At 62.8% G+C, this 23,899-nt stretch carries 27 protein-coding genes; 12 read left to right on the forward strand and 15 right to left on the reverse strand.

Features of this window, described 5'->3' with window-relative positions; translation table 11 throughout:
* Positions 1-59: 59 nt before the first annotated feature.
* Genes NKJ04_RS00700 through NKJ04_RS00710 form a run of 3 tightly spaced genes read right to left on the reverse strand, consistent with a single transcriptional unit; the run spans position 60 to position 3,044 of the window.
* Complete coding sequence (locus NKJ04_RS00700; RefSeq protein WP_352631998.1) at positions 60-533, reverse strand: HPr kinase/phosphorylase; 474 nt, start codon at positions 531-533, stop codon at positions 60-62.
* Positions 534-537: 4 nt separating this feature from the next.
* Positions 538-2,322: a sensor histidine kinase gene (locus NKJ04_RS00705; RefSeq protein ID WP_013528336.1), complete on the reverse strand. Its 1,785-nt coding sequence runs from the start codon at positions 2,320-2,322 to the stop codon at positions 538-540.
* Positions 2,323-2,342: 20 nt separating this feature from the next.
* Positions 2,343-3,044, reverse strand: coding sequence for a response regulator transcription factor (locus tag NKJ04_RS00710; protein ID WP_013528337.1), 702 nt, complete (start codon positions 3,042-3,044; stop codon positions 2,343-2,345).
* 343 nt (positions 3,045-3,387) lie between these two features.
* Here NKJ04_RS00710 and NKJ04_RS00715 point away from each other — a divergent pair, with 343 nt between their 5' ends.
* From NKJ04_RS00715 to NKJ04_RS00730, 4 genes are all read left to right on the forward strand, one after another.
* The gene (locus NKJ04_RS00715; RefSeq protein WP_352672836.1) at positions 3,388-5,013 is read left to right on the forward strand and encodes a phosphoenolpyruvate carboxykinase; all 1,626 of its coding nucleotides are present in this window, start codon (positions 3,388-3,390) and stop codon (positions 5,011-5,013) included.
* Positions 5,014-5,097: 84 nt separating this feature from the next.
* Positions 5,098-5,535 (forward strand): alternative ribosome rescue aminoacyl-tRNA hydrolase ArfB, encoded by a 438-nt coding sequence (gene arfB, locus NKJ04_RS00720; protein ID WP_023810634.1) that lies wholly within the window; start codon positions 5,098-5,100, stop codon positions 5,533-5,535.
* A gap of 89 nt (positions 5,536-5,624) precedes the next feature.
* On the forward strand, positions 5,625-6,098 hold the full coding sequence (lysM, locus tag NKJ04_RS00725; protein WP_127289548.1) for a peptidoglycan-binding protein LysM: 474 nt from the start codon (positions 5,625-5,627) through the stop codon (positions 6,096-6,098).
* Positions 6,099-6,263: 165 nt separating this feature from the next.
* Positions 6,264-6,893, forward strand: coding sequence for an alpha-ketoglutarate-dependent dioxygenase AlkB family protein (locus NKJ04_RS00730; RefSeq protein WP_352672839.1), 630 nt, complete (start codon positions 6,264-6,266; stop codon positions 6,891-6,893).
* On the opposite strand, the gene coaA is transcribed toward NKJ04_RS00730, so the two are convergent.
* The 9 genes from coaA to hisB all read right to left on the reverse strand — a co-directional run bounded on the left by coaA (position 6,880) and on the right by hisB (position 12,721).
* Positions 6,880-7,839, reverse strand: a complete 960-nt coding sequence (gene coaA / locus NKJ04_RS00735; RefSeq protein ID WP_027039969.1) for a type I pantothenate kinase — start codon at positions 7,837-7,839, stop codon at positions 6,880-6,882. The genes NKJ04_RS00730 and coaA overlap by 14 nt on opposite strands.
* 23 nt (positions 7,840-7,862) lie before the next feature.
* Positions 7,863-8,186 (reverse strand): phosphoribosyl-ATP diphosphatase, encoded by a 324-nt coding sequence (locus tag NKJ04_RS00740; protein ID WP_128302728.1) that lies wholly within the window; start codon positions 8,184-8,186, stop codon positions 7,863-7,865.
* Positions 8,187-8,256: 70 nt separating this feature from the next.
* Positions 8,257-9,051 (reverse strand): imidazole glycerol phosphate synthase subunit HisF, encoded by a 795-nt coding sequence (gene hisF, locus NKJ04_RS00745; protein WP_023810638.1) that lies wholly within the window; start codon positions 9,049-9,051, stop codon positions 8,257-8,259.
* A complete protein-coding gene (locus tag NKJ04_RS00750; RefSeq protein ID WP_352672842.1) occupies positions 9,048-9,884 on the reverse strand; it encodes an arginase family protein in 837 nt (278 codons plus the stop codon). The genes hisF and NKJ04_RS00750 overlap by 4 nt, the downstream gene beginning before the upstream one ends.
* Positions 9,881-10,630: a 1-(5-phosphoribosyl)-5-[(5-phosphoribosylamino)methylideneamino]imidazole-4-carboxamide isomerase gene (hisA, locus tag NKJ04_RS00755; RefSeq protein WP_352672845.1), complete on the reverse strand. Its 750-nt coding sequence runs from the start codon at positions 10,628-10,630 to the stop codon at positions 9,881-9,883. The genes NKJ04_RS00750 and hisA overlap by 4 nt, the downstream gene beginning before the upstream one ends.
* A gap of 4 nt (positions 10,631-10,634) precedes the next feature.
* Positions 10,635-10,925, reverse strand: a complete 291-nt coding sequence (locus tag NKJ04_RS00760; protein WP_023810641.1) for a DUF1330 domain-containing protein — start codon at positions 10,923-10,925, stop codon at positions 10,635-10,637.
* Positions 10,926-10,990: 65 nt separating this feature from the next.
* The gene (gene hisH / locus NKJ04_RS00765; RefSeq protein WP_128302724.1) at positions 10,991-11,641 is read right to left on the reverse strand and encodes an imidazole glycerol phosphate synthase subunit HisH; all 651 of its coding nucleotides are present in this window, start codon (positions 11,639-11,641) and stop codon (positions 10,991-10,993) included.
* The gene (locus tag NKJ04_RS00770; RefSeq protein WP_352672849.1) at positions 11,641-12,117 is read right to left on the reverse strand and encodes a DUF2628 domain-containing protein; all 477 of its coding nucleotides are present in this window, start codon (positions 12,115-12,117) and stop codon (positions 11,641-11,643) included. Before NKJ04_RS00770 ends, hisH begins: the two co-directional genes overlap by 1 nt.
* A 4-nt stretch (positions 12,118-12,121) precedes the next feature.
* Complete coding sequence (hisB, locus tag NKJ04_RS00775) at positions 12,122-12,721, reverse strand: imidazoleglycerol-phosphate dehydratase HisB (protein ID WP_127289532.1); 600 nt, start codon at positions 12,719-12,721, stop codon at positions 12,122-12,124.
* Between the two features lie 243 nt (positions 12,722-12,964).
* Between hisB and hslV the strand changes: the two genes are divergently transcribed.
* The 6 genes from hslV to NKJ04_RS00805 all read left to right on the forward strand — a co-directional run bounded on the left by hslV (position 12,965) and on the right by NKJ04_RS00805 (position 18,418).
* The gene (gene hslV, locus NKJ04_RS00780; protein WP_023810644.1) at positions 12,965-13,516 is read left to right on the forward strand and encodes an ATP-dependent protease subunit HslV; all 552 of its coding nucleotides are present in this window, start codon (positions 12,965-12,967) and stop codon (positions 13,514-13,516) included.
* Between the two features lie 71 nt (positions 13,517-13,587).
* The gene (locus NKJ04_RS00785; protein WP_352672853.1) at positions 13,588-14,100 is read left to right on the forward strand and encodes a GNAT family N-acetyltransferase; all 513 of its coding nucleotides are present in this window, start codon (positions 13,588-13,590) and stop codon (positions 14,098-14,100) included.
* Positions 14,097-15,257 (forward strand): hypothetical protein, encoded by a 1,161-nt coding sequence (locus NKJ04_RS00790; protein ID WP_352672856.1) that lies wholly within the window; start codon positions 14,097-14,099, stop codon positions 15,255-15,257. Before NKJ04_RS00785 ends, NKJ04_RS00790 begins: the two co-directional genes overlap by 4 nt.
* Before the next feature lie 52 nt (positions 15,258-15,309).
* A complete protein-coding gene (locus tag NKJ04_RS00795) occupies positions 15,310-15,909 on the forward strand; it encodes a DUF2585 domain-containing protein (protein ID WP_023810647.1) in 600 nt (199 codons plus the stop codon).
* Positions 15,910-15,913: 4 nt separating this feature from the next.
* Positions 15,914-17,227 (forward strand): ATP-dependent protease ATPase subunit HslU, encoded by a 1,314-nt coding sequence (gene hslU / locus NKJ04_RS00800; protein WP_023810648.1) that lies wholly within the window; start codon positions 15,914-15,916, stop codon positions 17,225-17,227.
* 231 nt (positions 17,228-17,458) lie between these two features.
* Positions 17,459-18,418: a DUF1402 family protein gene (locus NKJ04_RS00805; protein WP_352554655.1), complete on the forward strand. Its 960-nt coding sequence runs from the start codon at positions 17,459-17,461 to the stop codon at positions 18,416-18,418.
* Positions 18,419-18,699: 281 nt separating this feature from the next.
* On the opposite strand, the gene NKJ04_RS00810 is transcribed toward NKJ04_RS00805, so the two are convergent.
* From NKJ04_RS00810 to NKJ04_RS00820, 3 genes are all read right to left on the reverse strand, one after another.
* A complete protein-coding gene (locus tag NKJ04_RS00810; RefSeq protein ID WP_352672860.1) occupies positions 18,700-19,938 on the reverse strand; it encodes an NAD(P)/FAD-dependent oxidoreductase in 1,239 nt (412 codons plus the stop codon).
* Positions 19,935-20,249: a Rieske (2Fe-2S) protein gene (locus NKJ04_RS00815; protein ID WP_352672863.1), complete on the reverse strand. Its 315-nt coding sequence runs from the start codon at positions 20,247-20,249 to the stop codon at positions 19,935-19,937. Before NKJ04_RS00815 ends, NKJ04_RS00810 begins: the two co-directional genes overlap by 4 nt.
* Positions 20,250-20,343: 94 nt before the next feature.
* Positions 20,344-21,435: a fatty acid desaturase family protein gene (locus tag NKJ04_RS00820; protein ID WP_352672866.1), complete on the reverse strand. Its 1,092-nt coding sequence runs from the start codon at positions 21,433-21,435 to the stop codon at positions 20,344-20,346.
* 168 nt (positions 21,436-21,603) lie between these two features.
* Here NKJ04_RS00820 and NKJ04_RS00825 point away from each other — a divergent pair, with 168 nt between their 5' ends.
* Entirely contained in the window at positions 21,604-22,635 is a 1,032-nt protein-coding gene (locus NKJ04_RS00825; RefSeq protein WP_352672869.1) for a LacI family DNA-binding transcriptional regulator, read from the forward strand.
* A 302-nt stretch (positions 22,636-22,937) separates the two neighbouring features.
* A complete protein-coding gene (locus NKJ04_RS00830) occupies positions 22,938-23,879 on the forward strand; it encodes a sugar ABC transporter substrate-binding protein (protein ID WP_352672872.1) in 942 nt (313 codons plus the stop codon).
* Positions 23,880-23,899: the final 20 nt, after the last annotated feature.

A 23,899-nucleotide genomic window follows, 5' to 3' on the forward strand; every position in this document is an offset into this window, starting at 1 on the left:
CCCAAAATTGCGCAGGCACATGCCATTTTGACGCATTGCAGCAAAAAACCCGGAACGGATCATAGAAAAGGCGCGATCGACAGCCGCGCCATCACGACCGGCAAGACCGCTGGGACATTGCGTTCGACCACGTCGACCCGCGGCACCAGACAGCCCGCAATGCTGCTTGCGGTATCCTCCTGGAAGCGCACCGCTTCGCCGGCCGGCACCAGGCGGACATGGAGGTCGACGAGGCCTGCCGGCTCGAATGGCAGAGGTCGGGGGCCGAGCCCCGGCACCTCGGCGAGGCCTTCTATGGCGGCGGGAGCGCGGCACAGCAGCCGCCCGGCATGCGCCTCGACGAAGAGCTGATCGTCGCCGACGAGCCGCGAGAACAGGCCGCGATGGCGACAATGGTCGATGAGCGCCAGTGCCAGCGTCGTCTTGCCCGAGCCGGATGCTCCGGTGACGAGAATGCCGCGCTCGCCGATCAAAACCATTGTCGCGTGAATGTTTTCAGGCTGCACGGCTGGACCAGGCGTGGTGGAATTCATGCTCTCAGCCTTCGGCCGGCAATGTCACCACAAAGCGTGCGCCCTTGATCTCGCCGGGTTTGGTGCCGGGGATGTTCTCGGCGGTCAGCGTGCCGCCATGGGCCTCGACGATTTGCCTGGATATCGACAGGCCAAGGCCCGAATTCTGGCCGAATGCCTCGCCGGCCGGCCGATCCGTGTAGAAGCGTTCGAAGATGCGGTCGATGTTGTCGGCCCGGATGCCGGGGCCATTGTCGTCGACGGTGACGATGTTGAACTTGCCGGCACGCGCCAGCGAGAGGCTGATGTGGCCATGGTCCTCGGGAACGAAGGAACGGGCGTTCTCGATCAAATTGGTGATGACCTGGCCGATGCGCAGATCATGCCCGACGACGACGTAGCCTTTGACGCCTTGCGGCAGTTTGGCGGCCTTGAACTCGATCTCGACCGCCTTCTTGTTACGCGTCGCTTCGCGCGAAACGGCGACGAGATCGGTGATGAATTTCTTCAGGTCGACCGTCCCGGCATCTTCACGCGCGAGCTCCGCGTCCAGGCGCGATGCGTCGGAAATATCGGTGATGAGCCGGTCCAGCCGCCTGACATCGTGCTGGATGATATCCATCAGCCGGCCGCGCGAATCGTCGTTCTTGGCCAGCGGCAAGGTTTCCACCGCGCTGCGCAGCGACGTCAGCGGGTTCTTCAATTCATGCGACACGTCGGCCGCAAAGCTTTCGATCGCCTCGATACGGGCGTAGAGCGCGTTGGTCATGTCGCGTATGGCGATCGACAGATTGCCGATCTCGTCCTGACGGTCGGAAAAGTCGGGGATCTCTTCACGGCTCTTGACGCCGCGCCGCACCCGCACCGCCGCCGCCGACAGCCGGCGCAGCGGATTGGCGATGGTGGAGGCAAGCAGCATCGACAGGATGGCGGTGACAAGGGCCGCGATACCGAAGACGCGCAGGATCGCCTTGCGCTCGGCGGCGACGATCTTGTCGATGTCGCCGCCTTCGGTCGACAGCATCAGCACGCCCAGGACGGCACGAAAGCGCTGGATCGGCACCGCCACCGAAACGATCTGCTCGCCTTGCTCGCTGACGCGCACGATGGTCGACGGACTGCCGGTGAGAGCCTTGACCACTTCCGGGAAAGCGGCGCCATTGCCGCCCGGCTGCTCGTGATAGACCGGCAGCTCGGTGTTGCGGAAGAAGTCGAAGACGAATTTCTGGATGCGCTCGACAAGATCGGGCTCTTCCTCTTCAACCGGCGGCAGATCGTAGCGCAGGATCTGGCCGCGCGAATAGAGGTGGCGCGAATCGAGCAGCAGATTGGCGTCGCGGTCATAGATGCGTGCGCGGGTCCTGGTCGGCGAGATCAGCCTTCTCAGCACCGGCGCGACCCGCTCCGGGTTGATCGGGAAGTCGAGATTGTCGAGCTGGTCGGAGCCGGGTCCCAGGCTTTCGCCGGCCTGCAGCTCAAGCAGCTTTTCCGGGTCGATGCTGATCGAATCCGTCTCGACGGTCGCCGACGCGGCAATGGCGCCGGCGATGATCTCGCCCTGGGTCATCAGGCTTTCGACGCGGGCGTCGATCAGTCCGTCGCGGAAGGTGTTGAGATAGAGGATGCCGGTCACCAGGACGGCGAGGCCGGCAAGGTTGAGGAACAGGATACGCCGCGTCAGGCTGGAAAAGATATGATGACCAAGGAAGCGGCGCATCGGCACCGTGATCTTCGAGACGAAGGACGGCATGATCCGCGACGGCCGCCTGGAGGCGCCCGCCGGTCTTGTTCGCTGTGCTTCCACTGCCATCGAATAGCAGGCCCTGCTACTTACGCTTCGCGGAACCGGTATCCGACTCCGTAAAGGGTTTCGATCATCTCGAAGTCGTCGTCGACGGCCTTGAACTTCTTGCGCAGCCGCTTGATGTGGCTGTCGATGGTGCGGTCGTCGACATAGACCTGTTCATCATAGGCCGAATCCATCAGCGCATCACGGCTTTTTACGACGCCTGGACGCTGCGCCAGCGAATGCAGGATCAGGAACTCGGTGACGGTGAGCGTCACCGGCTCGCCTTTCCAGGTGCAAGTGTGGCGCTCCTGGTCCATGACGAGCTGGCCGCGCTCGAGCGAGCGGGCCTGCTGGCTTGGCGTCTTGGCGGCAGCCTCGCGGGCACTGGCGCGGCGCAGCACGGCGCGCACGCGCTCGACCAGCAGGCGCTGCGAGAAGGGTTTGCGGATGAAGTCGTCGGCGCCCATCTTGAGACCGAACAACTCGTCGATCTCATCGTCCTTGGAGGTCAGGAAGATCACCGGCAGGTCGGACTTCTGGCGCATCCGGCGCAGCAGTTCCATGCCGTCCATGCGCGGCATCTTGATGTCGAGGATGGCAAGGTTCGGCGGGCGTGCCGCCAGGCCTTCCAGCGCCGACGCACCATCCGTGTAGGTCTCGACGCGATACCCCTCGGATTCCAAGGCGATCGACACCGATGTCAGAATGTTGCGGTCGTCATCGACAAGCGCGATTGTTGCCATTTCAAGCGGCTCCCTCATGAGCTGTCCCTTCTGTCGTAGAGAAGGGGCTTTTGCAGGACAAATTAGGTACAAAATGTGGCATAGGCCTTGTCCGCTGTCACGCGCGGCATGCCGGCGGCCAAAATCCTACCTCGACATGGGTTGGACGAACGTACATCGCCAATCCTTTGGGCAACCGCGAAACTTTTTGCACATATAAACGATTTAAACAACTTTCAAAATATTTAAATCGATTAATGATTTGATATCATTTGCCTTTTCTGGTTCTGACCATCTCAGCCCGCGTAGTGGGCGTGCTGGAAACGTGCCGGCAAAGATGCGGCAAATCCAAGAGGGACACTCGATGTCGGAAGTCGGCAAACGCAATTCCGCCTGCGCGATCGATCATATCGGCCTGAAAACCACCGGCGTGGTGCACTATAATTTCGGTGCGGCTACCCTTTATGAGGAATCGATCCGGCGCGGCGAGGCCCGCTTGACCGCACATGGCGCGCTGGTCGCCGAAACCGGACAGCACACCGGCCGCTCGCCCAAGGACAAGTTCGTCGTCCGCAACAGTGACACCGAACCACATGTCTGGTGGGACAACAACAAGGCGATCTCGCCGGCCCAGTTCGACACGCTGCTCGCCGATTTCCAGGCGCATGCCGCGGACAAGGATCTATACGTCCAGGATCTGGTCGGCGGCGCCGATGCGGAGTCGAGGCTGCCGACCAGGGTGATCACCGAATTTGCCTGGCACTCGCTGTTCATCCGCAATCTGCTCATTCGTCCCGGTGCCGCCGAACTCAAACAGTTCGTGCCTGACATGACGATCATCGACCTGCCGTCCTTCCGCGCCGATCCCCTCCGTCACGGCAGCCGCACCGAAACGGTGATCGCCGTCGATCTTTCGCGCAAGATCGTGCTGATCGGCGGCACCTCCTATGCCGGCGAGATGAAGAAGTCGGTGTTCACCATGCTCAACTATCTCCTGCCGGCGAAAGGCGTGATGCCGATGCATTGCTCGGCCAATGAGGGTGCGGCCGGCGACGCCGCCATCTTCTTCGGCCTGTCGGGCACCGGCAAGACGACGCTCTCGGCCGATCCCTCGCGCACGTTGATCGGCGACGACGAGCATGGCTGGGGGCCGCACGGCATCTTCAATTTCGAAGGCGGCTGCTACGCCAAGACGATCAAGCTGTCGGCGGAAGCCGAGCCGGAAATCTTCGCCACCACGCAGCGCTTCGGCACGGTGCTGGAAAATGTCGTGCTCGACGCCGATGGCGTGCCGGATTTCAACGACGGAAGGCTGACCGAAAACACACGCTGCGCGTACCCGCTGGACTTCATCCCCAATGCCAGCAAGACCGGCCGCGCCAACCATCCCAACAACATCATCATGCTGACCGCCGACGCCTTCGGCGTGATGCCGCCGATCGCGCGGCTGACCCCGGCGCAGGCGATGTATCACTTCCTCTCCGGCTACACCGCCAAGGTGGCCGGAACCGAAAAGGGGGTAACCGAGCCCGAAGCGACGTTTTCGACCTGTTTCGGTGCGCCGTTCATGCCGCGCCATCCCTCTGAATACGGCAATCTGCTGCGCGAGCTGATTGCAGGCCACGGCGCCGATTGCTGGCTGGTCAATACCGGCTGGACCGGCGGCGCCTACGGCACCGGCAAGCGCATGCCGATCAAGGCGACGCGCGCCTTGCTTGCCGCCGCACTTGACGGCTCGCTGAAGACGGCCGAGTTCCGCACCGACCCTCATTTCGGTTTCGCGGTGCCGGTGGCTGTCCCGGGCGTCGACAGCGCCATTCTCGACCCGATGATTCTGGACCCCCGGGCGACCTGGGCCGACAAGGCCGGCTATGACCGGCAGGCGGCAAGGCTGGTCGGCATGTTCGCCGTCAATTTCGAGAAATTCGAAAGCCATGTCGATGCCGTGGTGCTGGGCGCCGCGCCGCGCATGCAGGAAGCGGCGGAGTAATCGCGCCACAGGGTTCAGCTTTCGTTGAAAGGCCCGGTTCGATCGGGCCTTTTCTTTTTCGATCCGCCGCGCCATGACTGCGGCATGGCCAGCGACGACAACATCATCATATCAGGCGATGCGGTGATCCATCCGGGGGACCTGCACGAGGATTTCATCCGCTCGTCCGGTCCCGGCGGCCAGAACGTCAACAAGGTGGCGACGGCGGTGCAACTGCGCTTCGACGCGGCCAACGCAACGGGTCTGTCGGAGCGCGTGCGCGAGCGGACGATCAAGCTTGCCGGCCAGCGTGCCACCAAGGACGGCGTCATCGTCATCGAGGCAGGCCGCTTCCGCACCCAGGAACAGAACCGGGCGGATGCGCGGGCACGGCTGACGGCATTGGTCGCCAAGGCCGCCGAACCGCCACCGCCGCCGCGCAAGAAAACACGGCCGTCTAAGGGTGCCGTGGAACGGCGGCTGAAGAGCAAGGCCGGGCGCGGCACGATCAAGAAGCTGCGCGGCCGGGTGGAGAACGATTAAGCACCACACCAATCACGCGCACAAAACGACTTCCCATTTTGGACCGCAGATGCAAGGTTCACCATTGCCATTAGCAAGGGAGACCAAGGATGGGCATGTTCGATTTCGTCAAGAGCGTCGGCAAGAAACTGGGCATCGGCGGCGACGAAGAAGCCGCACCCACGGCCGACACACTCAAGAAGGAGCTCGATTCGCACAAGCTCGGCACCGATGGCGTCGAGGTCGTCGTCACGGGCGATACGGCGGTGCTGAAGGGCGTGGTCAAGGACCAGTCGATCTTCGAGAAGGCGGTCATCGCCGTCGGCAACACGCTCGGCGTCTCCAAGGTGCAGGCGGACGAATTGCAGGTCGCGCCAGCGTCTGGCACGGCCGCCGCCCCGGCCAAGGAGCCCACCTTTTACACGGTGAAGAAGGGCGACAATCTCTGGAAGATCGCCGAGAAAAGCTACGGCAAGGGCCAAGGCGTCAAGAACACGGTCATATTCGAGGCCAACAAGCCGATGCTGACCCATCCCGACAAGATCTATCCGGGCCAGGTGCTGCGCATCCCAGATCTCGCCTGATCAAGGCGATGCCAATTTGCGAAAAGCAATTCCAGGAAAAGTGTGAAACGGTTTTCCGTCCGGAATTGTGCCAAACAAAGAGTTAGAACGGCGGCTTTCGGGTCGCCGTTTTCTTTTGATCGTGACATTTTACGGTTCCGAACCATCCGGGAGGTGACCGAATCCGTGCTCGTTCTGCCCAAAGGTGTCCGCCACATGCCGGCCTATCTGTCACGCACCGTGCAGGAAGCGCTGGTCGATGAGGTGAGACGGATCGTGCAGCAGGCGCCGCTGTTCGTGCCGGCCATGCCGCGCACCGGCAAGGAGATGAGCGTGCGCATGACCAATTGCGGGCCGCTCGGCTGGGTCACCGACAAGGAGCACGGCTATCGTTACCAGCCGGCGCATCCGGTAACCGGGGCGCCTTGGCCGCCAATTCCGGATGCGCTGCTCGAGCTGTGGCGCGAGGTCTCGGGCTATCCGCACCCGCCGGAAGCATGCCTGATCAATTTCTACACGCCGGATGCAAAAATGGGGCTGCATCAGGACCGCGACGAGGCCGATTTTTCGGCGCCGGTCGTCTCCGTCTCGCTCGGCGACGACTGCCTGTTCCGAGTCGGCCAGACTACGCGTGATGGCGCCACCAAGTCGTTCAGGCTGCAAAGCGGTGACGTCGTGGTGCTCGGCGGCGAGGGGCGGCTGTGCTTTCACGGCGTCGATCGGATCTATCCCTCGACCTCGGCACTGCTGAAAAACGGTGGGCGGATCAATCTGACATTACGACGGGTGACGGAGCCGGCCGTCACAGCTTCCTGAGCGCCACTTCCTCGATCAGGTGGTCGGCGCCCTTGCGCAGGATCAAGTCGGCGCGGGCCCGCGTCGGCAGGATGTTCTCGCGCAGATTCTTCAAATTGATGTTGGTCCACAGGCCTTCGGCGATGGCGCGCGCCGACCCCTCCGACAGCTGCGAATAGCGGTGAAAGAAGGAGTCCGGATTGCGGAAGGCGGTCTCACGCAGCCGCATGAAGCGGGAAATGTACCAGTTGTGGATCAGCTTCTCGTCGGCATCGATGTAGATGGCGAAGTCGAAGAAGTCCGACAGGAAAGGCACGATCTTGCCGTCCTGCGGCAGCTTGCCGGGCTGCAGGACATTGATGCCTTCGAAGATCAATATGTCCGGCCTGTCGATGGTGACGAACTCGCCGGGAATGACGTCATAGGTCAGGTGCGAATAGACAGGCGCGCGGACATCGGGCAGCGCCGACTTGATGCCCGACAGGAACCGCAGCAGCGCGCCCACATCGTAGCTGTCGGGGAAACCCTTGCGCTCCATCAGGTTCTCGCGGCGCAGGACCTCGTTGGGCAGCAGGAAGCCGTCGGTGGTGATGAGATCGACCTTGGGGCTCGACGGCCAGCGCGCCAGCAACTCCTTCAGCACGCGTGCGGTGGTCGATTTGCCGACGGCGACCGAACCGGCGATGCCGATGATGAACGGCGTCTTGACCACGTCGACCGCGTTGAAAAAGGCCTGGCGTTGCCGAAACAGCAGCTGGCTCGCTTCGACATGCGCGGACAAAAGCCGCGACAGCGACAGATAGATGCGCGTGACCTCTTCGAGATCGACCGGATCGTTGAGCGAGCGCAGGCGGCGGAATTCGTCCGCGCTCAGCGTCAGCGGCGTGTCGGCACGGAATTGCGACCATTGATCGGCGGAGAAGAAACGAAAGGGGGAATATTTCTCGGTCGGCGCGAGCTGATCCATCGAGATACCTGCCCTCCTCGCGGTCAGCCCTTGGGCCGTGACGCCTTCTCGGCGATGCCCGAACGCCGGGTGCGGCCTTCGAGTTCCCTAAGCACGTCGCTCAGCGGAACCCCGGAGAGGCCGAGAACGACGAGCCAATGATATATAAGATCGGCACTTTCCGAAACGATGGCCGGTTTGTCGCCCTTGACGGCGGCAATCACCGTCTCGACCGCCTCCTCGCCGAGCTTCTGCGCCGCCTTGTCGATGCCGCGCGCGAACAGTTTTGCCGTCCACGAGTCCGGGTCGCCGGAATGGGCGCGTTCCCCAACGATTTTTTCCAGATCGGAAAGCGAAAACTCAGCCATGGCGTCATCTATCTGCTTGTTTAAGCGTGATCTTTTCCGAAAACCGGTTCCCACTTTTCGGGATCATGCTTTAGGGCCGATTATTCACAGAGTCCAGCCGCATCGGCAGCCCCGCGGCGGCCATATGTGCCTTGGCCTGCGCTATCGTGTAGGTGCCGAAATGGAAGATCGACGCCGCCAGAACCGCGCCGGCATGGCCGTCGCGAATGCCTTCGACCATGTGGTCGAGCGTGCCGACACCGCCGGAAGCGATCACCGGCGCGCGCACGGCGTCTGATATCGCGCGGGTCAGCGCGATGTCGTAGCCGGCCTTGGTGCCGTCCCGATCCATCGAGGTCAGCAGGATCTCGCCGGCGCCGCGATCGACCATTTTCCGGGCGAACTCGACCGCATCGATGCCGGTCTTTTCGCGGCCGCCATGGGTGAAGATCTCCCAGCGGTCGGTCTCACTGGTGCTCGACACCTTCTTGGCGTCGATGGCGACGACGATGCACTGGTTGCCGAACTTGTCGGCGGCCTCGGCAACGAAATCCGGGTTCTTCACCGCGGCCGTGTTGATCGACACCTTGTCGGCGCCGGCCAAGAGCAGCTTCCTGATATCGGCGACCTGGCGCACGCCGCCCCCGACGGTCAGCGGCATGAAACATTGTTCGGCGGTGCGTGCGATGACGTCGAAGATGGTTTCGCGATTGTCCGACGAAGCGGTGATGTCGAGGAAGCAGAGTTCGTCGGCGCCGGCCGCGTCATAGGCCTTGGCCGCCTCGACCGGATCGCCGGCGTCGACGAGATCGACGAAGTTGACGCCCTTGACGACACGGCCGTTCTTGACGTCGAGACAGGGGATGACACGGGCTTTCAGCATCAGCGGCCCTCTATCGTGGCGATGAGATCGTTCAGCAACTGGCCAACCAGCGGCGGAACATCGGCCTGGGCGTCGAAGGCCGGGTCGTAGGCGGAGACGGTGATGCCGACGACCGGCACCGCCAGCGCCATGGCGCAAGTGACGTCGCGCAGCTGTTCCGGGCTCGGGCCGCCCGAAGTGATATAGCGGTTGGCCTGCAGCTCCCGGGGATCGTGCACGTCCATATCGAGATGCATGTGCACGCGTCTGGCGCCGGCGATCTTCAGTCTTTCGGCCGCCTGGGCCACCCCGGAGCATTCCGTCCGCACGATCGGCAAGGTCTCGAGAAGCTGTCTTTCCGCCGGATCGAGATCGCGCGCGTTGACGAGCACGCAACGCGACGGATCGATCGGCCTGAAGCCGGGAATGGCCGACGCCATCGGCCGCCAGCACAGGCCAAGCACCGTCGCCAGCGCCATGCCGTCGAGAAAGCCATATGTGGATGTCTCGGGCGTGTTCAGGTCGCCATGCTGGTCGGCCCAGATGATCGCATCGGCGTCCTCACCGGCGACCGCGCCGGCGCTGGTCAGGCAGTTTCCCGCAAGGACGATGGGAAACCGACCGGCGTCACGGGCAAGGCGAACCTCGCTCGCAACCGCGTTGCAGACGGCAAAGCCGGTGGCGATTTCGCGCTCCTGGGCATCTCCAACCTTGCCGATATCCTCGACCATCACATCGTGGCCGGCCATCGTCAGGGCGTCGACGAGCCCGCCTGAGACCAGCGCGTCCGGACCCTGGCCCATGCCGCCATGGTAATGGCCGCTGTCATAGGACGCCAGGATGATGGAGATTTTCACGTCCGCGTCTCCGCCGCTGGCCGGCCCTGCAGGATCGCCAGCGCCTCGGCCGGATCAATGCGACCGTCATAGAGCGCGCGCCCGGAGATCGCGCCTTCGAGCTTTTGCGCATCGGGCATGGTCATGCGCACGATGTCGGCGATCGATGCGAGGCCGCCCGACGCGATGACCGGGATCGACACGGCCTCTGCGAGGTCGATGGTGGCGTCCCAATTGATGCCGGTCAAAACGCCGTCGCGGTCGATGTCGGTGTAGATGATGGCGGCGACGCCGGCGCCCTCGAATTTCCTGGCCAGTTCGACGACGCCGAGGCTCGACGCCTCGGCCCAGCCCTCGACGGCGACCTTGCCGCCCTTGGCGTCGATGCCGACCGCGACCTTGCCCGGAAACGCCTTGCAGGCCTGCTTGACCAGGTCGGGATCGCGCACCGCCACCGTGCCGAGGATGACGCGGGCCAGCCCGCGCTCGAGCCAATCCTCGATCTGCGCCAGCGTGCGGATGCCGCCGCCGAGCTGCACCGGGTTCTTCGTCGCCTTGAGGATGGCGCCGACCGCCGCACTGTTGACGCTCTGGCCCTGGAAGGCGCCGTTGAGGTCGACGACATGCAGCCATTCGAAGCCCTGTTGCTCGAAGGCCCGCGCCTGGGCTGCAGGATCATCGTTGTAGATGGTCGCGGTCGCCATGTCACCGTGCCTGAGGCGCACGCACTGGCCGTCCTTGAGGTCGATGGCGGGGAAAAGGATCATCCGTTCAGGCGCCTTCCACAATGGCGAAATGCGACGTCGAATAGAGGCGTCGGAACTTCAGCGCCGCCTGGTATTCGGGCGAATGGAAGCAGGCGAGTGCGACCGCGTAGCTCTCGAACTCGATGATGACATGGCGATTGCCCGATGGCCCTTCCGGGCTCGACGACCGACCGCCGCGGGTCAGGAATTTTGCGCCATATTTGTCGAAAGCCGCTTTGTTGGCGGCAATGTATAGCGGATAGTTTTCCGGATCGGTCACCTCGACCATCGCCATCCAGTAGCCCTTCTTGCTCATCGGTTTTCCCTTTGCTTGAGCATGATCTTTTCCGAAAACCGGGGTCCACTTTTCGGGATCATGCTCTAGGGCCTCCAGCGCAGGAAATTGGTGATCAGCGCCAGACCGAGCGCCTGGCTCTTTTCCGGGTGGAACTGCGTGCCGACGAGATTGTCGCGGGCGACGGCCGCCGTCACCGGGCCGCCATAGTCGGCGACCGCCAGAACCTCTTCCGCCTTGCCCGCATCGAGATGGTAGGAATGCACGAAATAGGCATGCAGCCCGCTTGCGCCAGTCGGTATGCCGGCAAACAGCGGATGCTGGCGCTTGAGCTCGATCGTGTTCCAGCCGATCTGCGGGATCTTCAGCGTCGGATCGGCCGGCGTGATCTCCTTGACGTCACCTGATACCCAGCCGAAGCCGTTGGTGATTGTCTTTTCCAGGCCGCGCTCGGACATCAGCTGCATGCCGACGCAGATGCCGAGGAACGGCCGGCCCTTGTCGATAGCCACCTCCTCGACCGCTTCCCACATGCCTTCGAGGGCATGCAAGCCGGCCGCGCAGTCGGCATAGGCGCCGACGCCGGGCAGGACGATGCGGTCGGCCGTGCGCACCCGTTCGGCATCCGATGTCAGGTCGATAGCAGCCGATATGCCGGCTTCCCGCGCGGCGCGCTCGAAAGCCTTGGTGGCCGAGCGCAGATTGCCCGAACCGTAATCGATGATCGCAACCCGCATCAGCTTCTTCCCGGGATGTGGGTCAGCCCCAGCGCCATGCCCGGCTGCGACGGCCGCGCCAGGGCAGCATCGGGGACCATGCGCGGCGCCGGCACAACCTCATCGGCAAGCGCTTCCGCCTCCAGCGCATAGCGTGTGTCGGCATCGTCGAGCCAACCGGCTTCGACCGCGCCCCATTCGTGCCAGCCGCGCCGGCGAAGTGCCGCGATGCGCAGGCCTTGCCCTTCCAGTCCGACATAGAGCGAAACCAGCAACGACAGCAACGACCCGGCCAGACCAAGGCCGAGCTTCTGGCCCAGCATCGAAAGCAGGCCCATGACGACGAAGGCAAGCGCCGCCTCGATCCACAGCCGATGCCAGGCGAACCATAGCGGCGGCACCAGAAGGCCCAGCCAGGTGAAGCCATCGCGGACAAAGGCCGTGGCATCGGCCTTTTCGCTGCGGCCTGGCGGTTCCATCACGACATAGGTGGCCATTGCCTTATCCCTTCAACGATCCCTTGGTGGAGGGAACCGCATCCGGCTGGCGCGGATCGCGTTCGAGAGCAACGCGCAGCGCGCGCGCCACCGCCTTGAAGCAGGTCTCGGCGATGTGGTGGTTGTTGGCGCCGTAGTGATTGGTGACATGCAGCGTGATGCCGGCATTCTGCGCCAGCGCCTGGAAGAACTCGCGCACCAGCTCGGTGTCGAAGGTGCCGATCTTCGGCGATGAGAAGGAAACGTTCCAGACCAGGAACGGACGGCCGGACACGTCGATCGCGGCGCGCGTCAGCGTCTCGTCCATGGCAAGGTCGATCGAGGCATAACGCATGATGCCGCGCCGCTCGCCCAGTGCCTTGGCCAGCGCCTGGCCGAGCGCGATGCCGGTGTCCTCGACCGTGTGGTGATCGTCGATATGCAGGTCGCCCTTGGCCCTGACCGTCATGTCGATCAGGGAATGGCGCGAGAGCTGGTCCAGCATATGGTCGAAGAAGCCGACCCCCGTGGCGATATCCGACTTGCCGGAGCCGTCGACATGGACCGACACGGAGATGTCGGTTTCCTTGGTCTTGCGGCTTGCTTCGGCGGAACGGGGCGGCATCACTCTATCCTTGTCGCAGAGGTTCACATCGTGACCGGCTCAGAGGCTTCAAGCGCTCGCAGGCTTGAAAACGAAAGCCTTCTAGCAGCATGGTCCAGCGATTGCCAGTTACCTCTGGGAGCGGAATCGGCCTTGCCGCGGAGGCGATTTGCAATCACCGGCCCCATGCATACATATGGCCGATCAAAGTTACTCGTACCGCGCCGATCGCCTTATCGGGATGGCGCTGCTCGGAGCCAGGAAATGTCCAATGAACTGACCATGCACGCCACGACCATCGTGACGGTGCGCAAGGGCAACAAGGTGGTGATCGCCGGCGACGGCCAGGTCAGCCTTGGCCAGACCATCATGAAGGGCAACGCCAAGAAGGTGCGCCGCATCGGCAAGGGCGGCAATGTGATCGCCGGGTTCGCCGGTGCCACCGCCGACGCCTTCACGCTGCTGGAACGGCTCGAGGCCAAGCTCGAACAATATCCAGACCAGCTGACGCGCGCCTGCGTCGAACTCGCCAAGGACTGGCGCACCGACCGCTATCTGCGCCGGCTCGAGGCGATGATGCTGGTGGCCGACAAGTCGGTGTCGCTGGCGCTGACCGGCACCGGCGACGTGCTCGAACCCGAATTTGGTGTCATGGCCATCGGTTCGGGCGGCAATTACGCGCTGGCGGCGGCACGCGCGCTGATGGACAGCGACAAGGATGCCGAGGAGATCGCCCGCAAGGCGATGCAGATCGCATCCGACATCTGCGTCTACACCAACAACAGCTTCGTCGTCGAAACGCTCGATGTCGGCTGAGCGGGCCGACCATGATCCCGAAACGTGGAAACCGGTTTTCTCGGACGAACGGTTCCGTTCGTCCAGAGATCATGGTCAAACAAGAAGATAGCTATGATTTTCGGCCGGTGACCGAGAAAGACCTGCCGATGATCGCCGGCTGGCTCGCCGAACCGCATGTCGCCGAGTGGTGGGACGATCCCGAGATCGAGATCGCGCAGATCCGCGAGCACATCGACTCGATTTCCGTCGAGCCGCTGATTATCGAACTCGACGGCAAGCCGATCGGTTATCTGCAGACCTATGATCCGCATCTGGAGGACGGCCATCCCTATGCCGACCAGCCGTTCGGCACGCTCGGCATCGACCTGTCGATCGGCCGGCCGGAGCTGGTCGGGCGTGGCCATGGCTCGGCAATCGTGCGCCAGTTCGTCGAACAGCTTTTCGACGAAGGCGTGCCGCGCGTCATCATCGATCCTGATCCCGCCAATGTCAGGGCCATCCGCGCCTATGAAAAGGCTGGCTTTGTTGCCTTTGACACCAGAACATCGGAGTACGGGCCTGCCTTGATGATGGCGCGCGACGCGACGCAGGAGCCCAATTGATCAGCGCCGAAACACTCGACAAGGCAGTCGCGAAAGGTTTGATCTCGCAGACCCTGCGCGATCAGTTGGAGGCCATGGAACGCGCGGTCGCTCTCGCCCCCGAGGTCAGGCGCGCCGATGACGAGGGTGACGAGGAAAACCTGCGGCTGGTCGGCGGCGGCAACGATCTGTTCGTCACCGTTGGAACCGTTCTGCTCAGCGCCGGCTTCTTCTTTGTCCTCACCACCTTGCTTCCAGGCCAGACATTCTGGATCGCCGGCATCCTCGCGGTTTTCGCCTGGGGGCTTGCCGAAATTGTCACGCGTCAGCACCGGATGAAATTATCGTCGTTCGTGCTTGCCCTGATTTTCATGGCCGCCATTCTGGCCGCTCTGGCGCTACAGGTGGAGTCCAGCTTCGGCATACGCAAGCCGGAGACTATCTGGCAGCTATTGGCGTTGCGCCAGAAGGCGTCCCAGGCCGGATATCTGTTCCTGGGCGGAGGAATAATCGCGGCGGCGATCTATTTCTGGCGTTTTCGCGTCCCCATCATTGCCGGGGCTATCGCCATCGCCTTTACACTGCTTGCCTTCCTGCAAACGGCGATAATCCTGTATGACAGCGTGACAGCGGGTGCGATTGCGCCGCCGCGTATTGAGGATGTTCCCGAATTGCTCCGCGCGGCACTTTACATGCCGCTGATCTGCGGCCTGATCGTGTTCGCAACGGGTGTAGCTTTTGACATTTACGACAGGGATCGACGCAAGATCTGGTCTGATTGCGCTTTCTGGCTGCATGTCGTCTCGGCGCCCATGCTGGTGCATCCGCTGTTTATCATGGCAACCGGCCAGAACGTCGTATTCGGACATATCGCGCCGGATGCCAATGCAACCATCATGCTGACGATTCTGATCCTTGGCTTCCTCTATGTCGCGCTTGCCATCGACCGCCGTTCGCTTCTGGTTCCGACATTGGCTTACTTCGGCTCGCTGGGCATCTACTATCTGGTGAATTCCGCCTCCGATTCGACGGGTATCCCGCCTTTTGCCTTGATCCTGGTCGTTGTTGGCGCGCTGATTATTCTGTTCGGGGCTGGCTGGCAGCGTATCCGGCGGATTGTGGTCAAACCCACCTTGCCGGCTGCCGTGATCCGCCGGCTACCGCCGCTGAAGGCGTGACAAGGCTTTGTGATGATCGACACGGCGACGCGAAACGAGGGGGAATGAACCGATGACGACACCGGCCACGGAGAGCAGCTATTCGGCCTATGAAGACAGCTGGCGGATGGGGCTTCTGCTGGTGCTTGCCCTGGTCATCTTCCAGGCTGGGGCGCTCTACGGCATGGGGCGAGCGCCGATCTGCACCTGCGGCTATGTGAAACTCTGGCACGGCGTGGTGAACAGTTCGGAGAATTCCCAGCACATTTCGGACTGGTATACGTTCTCGCACATCATCCACGGCTTCCTGTTCTATGCGCTGGCCAAATTCCTGTTCCCGCGTTCGCCGATCGGACTGAGGCTGGCGTTCGCCGTCTTCATCGAAGGCGGCTGGGAGCTGCTCGAAAACAGCCCGTTCATCATCGAGCGCTACCGCGCCGGCACCATCTCGCTCGACTATTACGGCGACAGCATCATCAATTCGGTGTCCGACACACTGGCCATGGTGCTGGGATTTGTGATGGCGCGAAGGCTACCTATATGGGTGATCGTCAGCCTTGCCATCATCTTCGAACTCGGTACCGGCTATCTCATCCGGGACAATCTGACACTCAACGTGATCATGCTGCTGCATCCGTTCGAGGCCATCAAGCAGTGGCAAAGTGGAATCTAGTGATATGAGCACATTTTCTCCCCGCGAAATCGTTTCGGAACTCGACCGTTTCATCATCGGCCAGAAGGACGCCAAGCGCGCCGTGGCTATCGCCTTGCGCAACCGCTGGCGCCGCCAGCAGCTGGAAGGCCAGATGCGCGAAGAGGTGATGCCGAAGAACATCCTGATGATCGGGCCGACCGGCGTCGGCAAGACGGAAATCTCGCGCCGCCTGGCGCGGCTCGCCGGTGCGCCTTTCGTCAAGGTCGAGGCGACCAAGTTCACCGAGGTCGGCTATGTCGGCCGCGATGTCGAACAGATCATCCGTGATCTGGTCGAGATCGCCATCGGCCTGGTGCGCGAGAAGATGCGCGAGGACGTCAAGGCGCGCGCCCACGTCAACGCCGAGGAACGCGTACTGGAAGCATTGGTCGGCAAGACGGCGAGCCCGGCCACCCGCGACTCGTTCCGCAAGAAGCTGCGCGACGGCGAACTCGATGACAAGGAGATCGAGGTCGAGGTCGCCGACACCGGCGCTGGCGGCATGCCCGGCTTCGAAATCCCCGGTATGCCGGGCGCCAATATCGGCGTGCTGAACATCAACGACATGCTGTCGAAGGCGATGGGCGGCAAGAAGACCAAGATGCGCAAGACGACGGTCAAGGAGTCCTACGATCTGCTGGTCAACGACGAGTCCGACAAGCTGCTCGACCAGGACGAGGTGGTGCGCCGGGCGCTCGATGCGACGGAGAATGACGGCATCGTCTTCCTCGACGAGATCGACAAGATCGCGTCGCGTGAAGGCGGCATGGGCGCCGGCGTTTCCCGCGAAGGCGTGCAGCGCGACCTGCTGCCGCTGATCGAAGGCACCACGGTGGCGACCAAATACGGACCGCTGAAGACCGACCACATCCTGTTCATCGCCTCGGGTGCGTTCCACGTGTCCAAGCCGTCAGACCTGTTGCCGGAATTGCAGGGCCGCCTGCCGATCCGGGTCGAGCTGCGGGCGCTGGAAAAGGACGATTTCGTCCGTATCCTGACCGAGACAGAGGCCAGCCTGATCAAGCAGTATATCGCGCTGATGAAGACCGAGGGCGTCGACCTGACCTTCACCGACGACGCTATCGATTCGCTGGCCGGCATTGCCGTCGACCTCAACGCGAGCGTCGAGAACATCGGCGCAAGAAGACTGCAGACAGTGATGGAGCGGGTGCTGGACGAAATCTCCTACGACGCGCCCGACCGCAACGGAACCAGCGTCACCATCGACGCCGCCTATGTGGAAAAGCATGTCGGCGATCTCTCCAGGAATACCGACCTGTCGCGGTTCATCCTTTGAACGACGGCGCCGGAACGTTCCGGCGCCGGTCCAGGCAACATTTTCCGGCCAGCAAAATCATGTGTGGCCAGATGGTATCATCTGGCCAGCTTTCGTAGTGCCGGGTGAAGGGGCGCTCTCGACTCGACCAAGAGCTTTACCTAGTTTGCGCGGCAATTCTCGATCTCTTGGTTTGACGCAATTCCGGAAAACCGTTTCACACTTTTCCTGGAATTGCTTGGGCGGCGGTGCATGAAAAAACTTATCCTGGTCATTCTCGGCTTGACGCTGGCGGCGACGCTGTTCGCCGCCGAGGCAGCGACATTGGTGGCGCCGGGAAATCGCAATGCCGTGCAGCCCGACATTCCCGGCGCCTCCAGCCGGCGCACGCAAGCGACCAACACCAGCTTCCAGGCGAAGTACCGCAAGGTCTACGCCCTGCTGCAGAACGACGCCGATCTGCGCGGCAAGATCAAGAAGGCAGCCGCCACCTACGGCATCGATCCCTTGCACATCGTCGGCGCCATCGTCGGCGAGCACACCTACAATGTCGATGCCTATGACCGGCTGCAGACCTACTATGTCAAGGCGATCTCCTATCTCTCCAGCAAGCTGTCCTTCGCCTATGACGGCGAGGACATCACCGATTTCGTGCAGCGGCCGGAATTCAAGAAATGCGCCGCAATGTCCGACAGCTACGATCTGTGGGAATGCCGCGAACAGGTGTGGAACCGTTCGTTTCGCGGCAAGTCGGTCGGCGGGACGAACTTTCCCGACGACCGTTTCGGCGCCACCTTCTTCCAGCCCTATTATGCCGGCCAGACCTTCGGCCTGGGTCAGCTCAATCCGCTGACCGCCCTGCAGATGAGCGATCTGGTGCACAAGGTTTCGGGCCTGCCCAGGCTCGACGTCGGCGATCCCAATTCGGTCTACAAGACCATCATGGATCCCGACCTGACGCTGCCTTACGTCGCCGCGACGATCAGGAAATCGATCGATGCCTACAAAAGCATTGCCGGCTTCGACATTTCGGGCAATCCCGGGCTGACCGCCACGCTCTACAATGTCGGCAATCCGGAGCAGCGCGCCGACGCGCTGAAGGCGGAGAACGACAGGCGCCGCGCCGCCGGCGAGCCGGAGAAGCTGCCCGAGGAGAATTACTATGGCTGGCTGGTGAATGACAAATTGGCGGAGCTGAAGGCGCTGTTTTAGCGGGTTTGAGGTCAGGCCTCTACCTCCCGCTTGTGGGGAGGGTATCGCATATGGAATTCCTGAGATGTCTGCCCGGCACGGACCCCCACCCCCTAACCCTTCCCACAAGGGGGAGGGAGACTTCCGTTGGCGCTGACCTAGGGCGAATCGCCTGTCTTTTTGACGCCAAAGAAGAATTAAAGGTACGCGGCAGCGTTCCCTCCCCCTTGTGGGGAGGGTTAGGGTGGGGGTCCTTCTTCGCAAAATCCATATGAGATAGCTCTGCCCACAAGAGGATCGGCTCACGCCGCCAGCAGCGACTTCAGCTTGACGTCCTGCGATCCCAGCGCTTCCGGGGCCGGCTTCGCGCGCTTGCCGATCAGCATTTCGGCCAGCCTGATGTCGCGGGCGACCGCGTTGCCGGGGCCGATGCCGCTGGCCGCCACCAGCCTGCCGTCCTGGGCCAGATGGAAGAGGATGAAAGCACCGTCGCCGAGGTCGCGGCGCACGGTGCTGCTGCCTTCGTCGGACAGCCCGGCGATCTGCAGAGACAGACCATATTGATCCGACCAGAACCATGGCACCGCCGCATGCGCCTCTCCGGCACCCAGCATATTCCTCGCCGCCAGCGCGCCCTGCTCCTGGGCGTTGCGCCAGGCCTCCAGCCGCACGCGGCGGCCGCCATAGACGGCGAGCGGAAACGAGCAGCAATCGCCGGCGGCAAAGATGTCGGGATCGCTGCTGCGCAGCTCGGCATCGACGGCAATGCCGTTGTCGATCGCCAGCCCAGCTTCGGCCGCAAGCCCGGTCACCGGCACGGCGCCGATGCCGATGATCGCGAGGTCGGCGACGATTTCCCGGCCGCCGGCAAGCGCTATGCGCACCTTGTTGCCGTCGTCGGCGATGGACGCGATGCCATCCCCGCACAGAATATCAACGCCCTCGGCGACATGCGCGTCATGGATGATTTCGGCGATCTCCGCCGGCACGCCGCGCATCAGGATGCGCGGCTGCGCCTCGATAACGGTGGCCGCAGCGCCTAGCTTGCGGGCCGCGGCCGCGAGTTCGAGACCGATGAAACCGCCGCCGATGATGGCGATGCGGTTGCCGGCGGTGAGATGCGCACGAATGGCGAGCGCATCGGCAAAGGTGCGGAGATAGACGCAGCGCGGACCCAACCCCGGCATCGGCAGCTTGCGCGGCGTCGAACCGGTTGCCAGCAGGAGCTTGTCGTAGGGCAGGACCGATCCGTCCGACAGGCGCACCGCATGCGCCGCGCGATCGATCGCCACGGCCTGGACGGAATGTATATGCCGGATCGATTTCTCGGCCAGAATTGCGTCGCTGGCGATCGCCTTGATCTCGGGCGCATCGCTGGCCATCGCCTCCTTGGACAGAGGCGGGCGCTCGTAGGGCAGATGCGGCTCGTCGCCGACCAGCGTCACCGGCCCCCGATAATCGAGGTCGCGCAGCGCCAATGCCGCCCGCCCGCCGCATTCGCCGGCGCCGATGATGAGCATCCCCCCCGCCATGTCAGTCATCCGATCTGGATCAGGACTTTGCCGGCGTCGACCTTGACCGGATAGGTCTTGAGATTGACGCAGACCGGGGCGCCGCGGGCGTCACCCGTCTTGTAGTTGAAGCGGCCATTGTGCTTGGGGCATTCGATGATGTCGTCCATCACCAGCCCATCGGCCAGGTGCACCTTTTCATGCGTGCAGAGGCCGTCGGTGGCGAAGAACTCGTCGTCGGGGCTGCGATAGATGGCGAAGGAGCGGCCGCCATGATCGAAGCGCATCACATCCTCCTCGTCTATGTCGCCGGTGGCGCAGGCCTCGACCCAGTCGCTCATTCAAGTCCTCCCAAAGCAAATCCAGGAAAAGTGCGCAGCGGCTTTCCGTCCGGAATTGCGTTAAATAAATATTCCAGATCGGATGGAAGCACGATCATTCCGCCGCGGCGGCGACAGTGTCGTTGTGGAATTCTTCGCGATATGGCCGTGCGGTCGGCGGCAGCTTGCGCTTGAGGAAATAGTCCTCATTGCGCAGCTGGCGCAGGAAGACCGGTATCATCTCGCGATAGCCGGCCAAGATCGACGGTGTCGGTTCCGGCAGATCGTGCTTGATCAGTTCGTGCAGCCTCGGCAGCGCATGGTACGGCACCATCGGGAACATGTGATGCTCGACATGGTAGTTCATGTTCCAGTAGATGAAGCGGCTGATCGGGTTCATGTAGACGGTGCGGCTGTTCAGCCTGTGGTCGGTGACGTTATCGGCCAGGCCGCCATGCTGCAGCAGCCCGACCATGACATGGTGCCAGGCGCCATAGAGCCTGGGCAGGCCGACCAGCATCAGCGGCAGGAACGAACCGGTGTAGAGCGCCAGCCCTACGGTGGCGGTATAGATCGCCGTCCAGATGCGGGCGACGCGGATCGCCTTGGGCTGTTCCTGTTCGGGAATGAAGGTCTTTTCGGCGGCGCTGACGGCGCCGGCGGCGTTGCGCAGCATGTCTGACATCGCATGCCAGGCGTCGAGCACGCCGACGAAGCCCAGCATGGCGCGAACCAGATCAGGCGGCCGCATGACCGAGATTTCCGGGTCGCGGCCGACGATGACGGTGTCGGTGTGGTGGCGCGTGTGGCTCCAGCGCCAGGTCACCGGATTGCGCATGATCATGAAGCAGGCGATCTGATAGACCGCATCGTTCATCCACTGCGTCCGGAAGGCGGTGCCATGACCGCATTCGTGCCAGCGCGAATCCGTCGAGGAGCCGTAGAGGACGCCATAGACGAAGAAGAATGGCACGCACCACCAACTGCCCCAGAACCAGGCGCCGCCGGCGCCGCTGACGATCAGCGCGGCGAACCAGATCGCCGTATCGCGGATCGCCGGCCCGTCGGAGCGCTGCATCAGCTCCTTCATCTGCTTGCGCGGTATGTCGGTGTGATACCACTCGGCGGCCGACAGGCCGGTCTCGACGGCGAGCCTGGCGTCGCGGCCGATCAGGCTGTAGTCACGCCGGGACGGCGCAGTGGACATGATTGCCTCCCTCGGCAAAGGCATCCGCCAGAGCGATGCCGTGAAATCCCTTGGTTTCGAGCATCAAAGTAACGCCGACCGATGATAGACTCAACATCACAAAGATAGTTTCTATCATTTCCCATCAGGATGATGTACGAAGGCTCAGGCAAATCCGACGAGGCAAGCATGGTGAAGCGGCCGACAATATCAGATCTGGCGCGCATCTCGGGCGTCAGTGTCGCCACCGTCGACCGCGTGCTGAACAACCGGCTGCCAGTGCGCGAAGAGACAGCGCGCCGCGTCTACGAGACCGCTACCGATATCGGCTACCACGCCGCCGGCCTGATCAAGCAGCGCATGCGCCAGGAATTGCCGGAGTACCGGCTGGGCTTCCTGCTGCTGCGGGGCAATGATGCCTTCTACGGTGACTTCGCGCGGGAACTCGAACTGGCCATATCGCAATCGCAACGCTTCCGCGGCGTTGCGACCATCGATTTCGCCAGTTCCCTGGCTCCCGACGAGATCGCCTCCCAGATGCGCAGGCTGGCGGCGAAATCGAGGGCAATCGCCGTTGTCGGTCCGGACCATCCGACCCTGACAGCGGTCGTGGAAACCATGAAGGCGAGAGGGCAGCCGGTCTTTTCGGTGCTGTCCGACTTTGCCGCCGGCATCCGGGAGGGCTATATCGGCCTCGACAACCGCAAGGTCGGGCGCACAGCCGCATGGATGATCTCCAAAGCAGCCAGGCGGCCCGGCAAGGTCGCCCTCTTCGTCGGCAGCCACCGCTTCCACGGCCATGAGCTGCGTGAGATCGGCTTTCGCTCCTTCTTCCGCGAGCATGCGCCGGAGTTCAGCGTGCTTGAGACGCTGGTCAATCTGGAAGCCAACCAGGTGACCCATGACGCGATGATCGATCTTCTGGCGCGCTATCCGGATCTTGCCGGCTGCTACGTCGCGGGCGGCGGCATGGAAGGCGCGGTCTCGGCGCTGCGGGCAGCGAAGCCCGCGACCATGCCGGTGGTCGTCTGCAACGAGATCAACGCCGAGTCGCGCGCGGCACTCGCCGACAACATCCTCACCATGGTGATCTCGACCCCGCTCGCCGCTTTGTGCCGTGAGCTTGTCGACCTGATGGCGCATGCCATCGAAACCGGCGCCGCCAACGCTCCGGGCCAGACCTTCCTGCCCTTCGACATCTACCTGCCGGAAAACATCTAGCCCGCCGCCGCGCAAGGCCGCCGAGGCAAATGATAGAATCCATCAGAGCGATGCGTAAATCGGCCGGCAGGCCGCGGAATCGCCCTTGACGCCCCGATGTGAAATGGAATAAATATTTCATCATCTGTGTATTTTGGTTCTTTCGTTCCGGAACATCTGTTTCAAACGGAGGGTTTGACGTTCCAGCCAGGAGGCAAGCGTCATCCGGAATAGAAAAGATATCAGGGAGAGATTCCCCGGGGAGATCGGGGATTCCGGATAAATCGGTGAAACCGGACACCAATATGTGGAGGAGAAACACAATGAAGAAATTGATTTTGGGCGTCGCCTTCGCGGCGCTGATGAGCTCATCCGCCTTGGCCGCCAAGGTTGGCGTGTCGATGGCCAAGTTCGATGACAACTTCCTGACCGTGCTGCGCAACGGCATGATCGAGCAGGCCAAGGGCATGACCGGCGTGGAGCTGCAGGTCGAGGACGCGCAGAACGACGTTGCCAAGCAGCTTGACCAGATCAAGAACTTCGCCGCTTCGGGCGTCGATGCCATCATCGTCAATCCGGTCGACACTTCGGCCACGCAGGCGATGTCGGATGCCGCGGCGGCCGCCAAGATCCCGCTGGTCTACGTCAACCGCGAGCCGGTCAATGTCGACACGCTGCCCGACAACCAGGCCTTCGTCGCCTCGAACGAAGCCGATTCCGGCACGCTCGAGACCAAGGAAGTCTGCCGCCTGTTCAAGGAAGCCGGCAAGAAGGAAGCCAATGTCTATGTGATCATGGGCGAGCTTTCCAACCAGGCCGCCGTGCAGCGCACCAAGGACATCGACGACGTGATCGCGACGCCGGATTGCAGCTTCATCAAGATCATCGACAAGCAGACGTCGAACTGGAACCGCGACGAGGCGCAGAACCTGATGACCAACTGGCTGTCGACCGGCAAGCCGTTCGACGGCGTCATCGCCAACAATGACGAAAGCGCCATCGGCGCCATCCAGGCGATGAAGGCCGCCAACATAGACATGAAGACGGTTGTCGTCGGCGGCGTCGATGCCACCCAGGACGCGCTTGCCGCGATGCAGGCGGGCGACCTCGACGTGACCGTGTTCCAGGACGCGGCCGGCCAGGGCGCCGGCGCTCTCGATGCGGCGCTCAAGCTCTCCAAGGGCGAGAAGGTCGAGCACAAGGTCTACGTGCCCTTCCAGCTGGTGACGCCGGCCAACATCGACAAGTTCCTGAAGAAGAACTGAGCCGCCAACGGTTCGATACG

This window comes from Mesorhizobium sp. M0618 (genome assembly GCF_040320765.1).
In the GTDB taxonomy this organism is placed as follows: domain Bacteria; phylum Pseudomonadota; class Alphaproteobacteria; order Rhizobiales; family Rhizobiaceae; genus Mesorhizobium.